Here is a 4,594-nt window from a genome sequence, read left to right as displayed (position 1 = left end):
GAGCGTATACCGCACTCACCAAGTGGTGGGGATTTTCACGGAAACGTATATTCGTTATCTAACATCAGATTACGATTCACCTAAATTTTATAGAGATATATGCAGATACTAATTTAGCTTGTATTAACTGAAGCTTCCCATTTTACATATTCATCAAATTGTTCATCATCAGATGCAATGAAATCTTTTTCAACTTCAATGGTGACTGCAACTATTTCTTTTCGTTTCTTCCACCTGGAACAAATTCATTTCGGCACCATTTTACAAAGTTTCTCGAATGACACAGATATGTCTTTGCCGTGTCATCAGCTAACAGACCTTCTTTCCATTTTTCTTTTACCTCATTCTCATAGATTTGATACAATTCTTCTAATTTCTTTATAAATTCCTGTGATGCCCTCATCTGAATCAGCTCCCGATTAATATTTTATTAAGCAATTGGTAGATATGGTTTGTGTGTTGGAAGTTGAGATTGTGACCCGATAAAAAGCACCTGATCTTTTATCAATCCGTCAAACCATCTTGTTTGGATAGCGCGGTCCGCGGATCTTACTCGGCATGAACTGAACTCATTTAGCTATCTTCCATCTCTACTCTATACCCATTCTTCCAACGAAAACACGTCATTTCTTTCAAAGTCGTGAAGAATGGCCGGAGGCAGCAGTTCACGCACTCTCTCTTTAGTCGACCAGCAATAATCGATATGCTCTTCCGAAAGAACAACTTCATGATGATCGCTTTTGCATAAGTATGTAAGAATGACGACTTGCTGCGTTGCGTGCGTTTGAAACGTCGTCGCATATAAAATCCGCTCCACCGTCACATCCAATCCAACTTCTTCTTGGATTTCTCGCAACAGCGCCGCTTCTAAATCTTCTCCAAAGTATATTTGCCCTCCGACTAACTCCCACGTTCCGCCGCCCACTTCGTCATCATTAGCGCGTTGTACAATTAATACTTTTCCTTCGTGTAAAATAAACCCTTTCAAAACTACAACCATTTCACTGTAGATGAGCATTTTTCATTACACCCGTTAGTTCAAGAAGTTTACTTTTGAAAATCTGCTATATTCCAATTCATTTTAGGATTAACTGTATCCATAAACTTCTTAATTTGTTCTTCACTTAAATCTTTTTCACCAGTCGAATTTTTCGCATATGATACAAGTTCCCAAGTTTCATCATAAGGTTTCTTCGGTGCTTTCCACCTAATGCTAAATGTATAATCAACGCCATCAATCTTTACTTTCATAATCAATATATCGCCAAGAAGTATAAACTTACTCATTTCCATTTTTATATGCCACCTACTTTTGTGTATTTACAGGAGAAAAAGAAAGATTGCAACTACGGGCAGAATCTTTGAATAAGAATATTTTTTTATGGTTCACTAATCCCCATTGCCAATAGCAAAAGAAAAGCAATGGCCAAAACCGCTCCATTTCCTATCAAGCTGATAATTGGCAGAAAGAAACGTTTCGTCATCAACCACGAGAACACAGCGAATAAAATACCAATAATTGATAAGATGCCATAAATTGCGATCACGAAATAAACATCAGCATCTGGACCTCTTTCAACATAGAAAATAATGATACTTATGATTACAGGAAACAAAGACGTGACACCTAATATATTTCCTACTTTTTTCTTGTCTAACACTATTACCCCCACCTTTTTGTTGATAATAACTTTTTGAATCATAGCCACCCATGCTGCATTTCGCGGCACTACAGATGATGGAAGTTCATTCGTTCTTCCATGAGAGACAACCATGCCGCATCTATACGGAACCATCAGAAGAATGAAAATATTAAGAATGATGTCTCTTTTTGATTCCTTTTGTGGCAGAAGTATCAATTCTTTTTTACCTTACTGTTTCTTTCTCAATGTGTGTTAACTTTGATTTAAGATAAGTTCTTGTTCCTCTACATTATTTAACTCTCTTCTAGGAATTATATAGGCACTTACTGAGCTAAAGATAGAAATTATATTTGTCCTCTTTGAAATTTTTGATGCCAGATCAGTCTTTTCATGTTTATACAATTATTTGGACTTAAAATGGAACTCAAACTCTGTATGGTTCACCAATGAGTTCTCGCTTTACTCATGCTGGTGTCCCCCACATTTAACGGTTTGCTTGACCTAAAAGAGATCATTCCAATCATGCTGGTTAAAGAGTGGAATGACAGATTTTTTCATTAGATCAATAAACGCATGTACAGTTGGTGATAGATTGTCACTTTTCCAAGCAAGGGCCATCGTAGTGGTAAATGGATTATTCTGAATGTCACGATAAACAACTTTATTTTTGAATACATATTGCATCGAAGCGGGTACAAGAGCTACGCCCATTCCTGCTGAAATTTGACAAAAACATAATATGGATCACCTTTATACTCAATCGGTGTCAAAAATAAACAATGAAATTTCGCTGAGACTTGGATATACAAAAGAAACCCCTAGTGGGTCTTTTCAGGATTGCTGGGAGTTTCTTTCTTAATGAAAGGCTACCCTGAAAATAAACGGTATACAAAGATATGAACCTGATAGTATGGACGAAACAGCTTATTTTAATGCATCGTTGTACCAAAAAATTAGCATGAGTGTCTCTGTCAATGTTTAATGTTGATTTTGTAAAGTATTAAAACTGAGGGTGTCCCAAAAGCAATCCCTTTCAGGACACCCCCTTTTAGTTATTTTCACCTCATAATTTTTAACATAGTATTGGTGTTCTTTTGAAATTCATAAGGAACTTTAATTTCTTCTGTAATCCATCCTAAATTGCGTATATCACGGATTAGTTCATCCAAGTATTTATATCTCTCACAAGCAAAGTTAGTTGTAGGAAAAATCCTTATTTCATCTTTGGTTACACGCATAAGTTCTTTTATAGTCTGTAAATGAAATTCATAGTCCAGTTTATCTTCATAAAGAAATAGAAAATTTGCTGAAAGTGTCAAGTCAAACTGCTTATCATCAAACGGTAAGGTCGGTAAAACGGCAGGAATATAACGATTCTTATTCCGTTTCATGTCTGAGATACATTGATTCATTGCTTGTGTTCTTATCTGTTTTAACTCATCAACTGATTTAAAATAATCCCACAAAAAATTTTTTTGAATATCAGCCCTTTCCATGTTAGACATGGTGGTTTCAATATCTTGTAAACCTTTTTGCTCTAATTGTTTAATAGGAAGATAATAAGCAATATCACATGCTGTAACATCCATTCCAAGTTGATTGGATACTGCCGTAAAGGAACATGCCCCAGCAGGGCAATCAAGAATCTTACGCCCCACTAAATCTTCTTTGGTAAGGCCAAACATTCGCATGTATTCATCCCAAGTCCTACCAATAAAGACAATGCGATTTAAATCCCACTTGTTAACTGACTCAACTTTACTCATCTTCACTCACCTTTCTTAACTAATCTGAACCAAGCTCTATAAATAATATACCAAATATACATAATTTAGCACACATAAAATGGCTCTTTGATTAAAAACATTAATCTTGTGTTATACCAAACGATCTTCACCATAGATTAACAAGAAAATCAACATCATTCCTCAACAGAACCTTTAAAGAAGGAGAAATTGCCCCTCACATGTTAACAAATGCGGATGCGCCTATGCATGCTTGATAGCGATGTTTAATTCCGATAAACACCAATTTATATTTTTTATCGCCCATTAAGAAGGAATGAAGCGGTTTCCCTCGAAATAAATCAGGAAGACAAATGAAGGAAAAGGAAGCAAAAATGGTGTCCATTCCATCCAAGAGAGGTGTTGTAAATGGATTTTGCACTAACCATGTCTTTTTTAGGAGTGGCGATATTGCTGACGTTAATGCCCGGACCAGATATTTTGTTTGTGATTGCTCAAAGCATTTCACAGAACAAAAAAGCGGGAATCGCCACGGCACTGGGACTTTGTTCAGGCCTTATTGTACATATCACGGCTGCAACGCTTGGGATTTCCACCATCATTTATCAATCCGCTCTGGCTTTTACCGTCATAAAATATACGGGTGCGGCGTATTTGTTGTATTTATCATGGCAATCATTCAAGGAAAAAGAAACAGGCTTTGCTTTTAACAACAAGCCTTTAAAGTATCTATCATTGTATAAAAAAGGAATTCTCATGAATCTGCTTAATCCAAAAGTATCTTTGTTCTTTTTGGCATTGTTGCCTCAATTTGTGAATAAATCGATGGGACACATTACGTTGCAGATGTTTATTTTGGGGATTATTTTTCTGGTTCAGGCTTTAGTGATTTTTATCGCTGTCAGCGTGTTTTCAGAGAAACTGCGCCATGTCCTGCTTACCAATTCGTTCATAGCGAAGCGAATGAACATTGTAAAAGGTTTGTTATTAGGGCTGATTGGTATACAGATTGCGTTTAGTGAAAAGTGAAATCGTTAGAGTGTTATCTTTTAATAAATGTCTCTATTCAATTTCAATGTTGATTTTTAGACCACAGAAAAGTTCCATGAGCAATTTTTGCTCTCCTCCCGGGCATGAAAATCCCCCTTTTCTTTCCATAATGAAGAGTAGGCGCAAACAGCTCAATAGGACGTTATACTTAATGGT

Annotated in this window: 7 protein-coding genes; 1 reads left to right on the top strand and 6 read right to left on the bottom strand. The window is 36.2% G+C overall.

All coding sequences use genetic code 11. The features are described from left to right. Positions 1–211: 211 nt before the first annotated feature. The 6 genes from ETR37_RS17525 to ETR37_RS17500 all read right to left on the bottom strand — a co-directional run bounded on the left by ETR37_RS17525 (position 212) and on the right by ETR37_RS17500 (position 3,409). Positions 212–403, bottom strand: a complete 192-nt coding sequence (locus ETR37_RS17525) for a hypothetical protein (protein ID WP_020755372.1) — start codon at positions 401–403, stop codon at positions 212–214. A gap of 192 nt (positions 404–595) precedes the next feature. Continuing rightward, the gene (locus ETR37_RS17520; RefSeq protein WP_060789005.1) at positions 596–1,018 is read right to left on the bottom strand and encodes an NUDIX hydrolase; all 423 of its coding nucleotides are present in this window, start codon (positions 1,016–1,018) and stop codon (positions 596–598) included. Between the two features lie 29 nt (positions 1,019–1,047). Beyond that, positions 1,048–1,293 carry a hypothetical protein gene (locus ETR37_RS17515; protein ID WP_020755374.1) on the bottom strand — a complete coding sequence of 82 codons (246 nt, stop codon included), beginning with the start codon at positions 1,291–1,293 and terminating at the stop codon, positions 1,048–1,050. Positions 1,294–1,379: 86 nt separating this feature from the next. Then, positions 1,380–1,703, bottom strand: coding sequence for a hypothetical protein (locus tag ETR37_RS17510; RefSeq protein WP_240673917.1), 324 nt, complete (start codon positions 1,701–1,703; stop codon positions 1,380–1,382). A 441-nt stretch (positions 1,704–2,144) separates the two neighbouring features. Continuing rightward, positions 2,145–2,327 carry a hypothetical protein gene (locus tag ETR37_RS17505; protein ID WP_240673918.1) on the bottom strand — a complete coding sequence of 61 codons (183 nt, stop codon included), beginning with the start codon at positions 2,325–2,327 and terminating at the stop codon, positions 2,145–2,147. A gap of 374 nt (positions 2,328–2,701) precedes the next feature. Continuing rightward, a complete protein-coding gene (locus ETR37_RS17500; RefSeq protein WP_081133384.1) occupies positions 2,702–3,409 on the bottom strand; it encodes an SAM-dependent methyltransferase in 708 nt (235 codons plus the stop codon). Between the two features lie 387 nt (positions 3,410–3,796). Between ETR37_RS17500 and ETR37_RS17495 the strand changes: the two genes are divergently transcribed. Further along, entirely contained in the window at positions 3,797–4,417 is a 621-nt protein-coding gene (locus tag ETR37_RS17495) for a LysE family translocator (RefSeq protein WP_011231210.1), read from the top strand. Positions 4,418–4,594: the final 177 nt, after the last annotated feature.

The organism is Geobacillus sp. PK12, from assembly GCF_004123125.1.
GTDB classification, from domain to species: Bacteria; Bacillota; Bacilli; order Bacillales; family Anoxybacillaceae; genus Geobacillus; species Geobacillus zalihae.
Note: the sequence above shows the minus strand (reverse complement) of the source record. Positions and strands in the feature narration are given on the sequence as shown.

Coding starts and splice junctions, on each gene's coding strand:
- ETR37_RS17510 (WP_240673917.1), bottom strand. CDS start 1,703: ATGATTCAAAAAGTTATTATCAACAAAAAGGTGGGGGTAATAGTGTTA.
- ETR37_RS17495 (WP_011231210.1), top strand. CDS start 3,797: ATGGATTTTGCACTAACCATGTCTTTTTTAGGAGTGGCGATATTGCTG.
- ETR37_RS17500 (WP_081133384.1), bottom strand. CDS start 3,409: ATGAGTAAAGTTGAGTCAGTTAACAAGTGGGATTTAAATCGCATTGTC.
- ETR37_RS17505 (WP_240673918.1), bottom strand. CDS start 2,327: ATGCAATATGTATTCAAAAATAAAGTTGTTTATCGTGACATTCAGAAT.
- ETR37_RS17520 (WP_060789005.1), bottom strand. CDS start 1,018: ATGCTCATCTACAGTGAAATGGTTGTAGTTTTGAAAGGGTTTATTTTA.
- ETR37_RS17515 (WP_020755374.1), bottom strand. CDS start 1,293: ATGGAAATGAGTAAGTTTATACTTCTTGGCGATATATTGATTATGAAA.
- ETR37_RS17525 (WP_020755372.1), bottom strand. CDS start 403: ATGAGGGCATCACAGGAATTTATAAAGAAATTAGAAGAATTGTATCAA.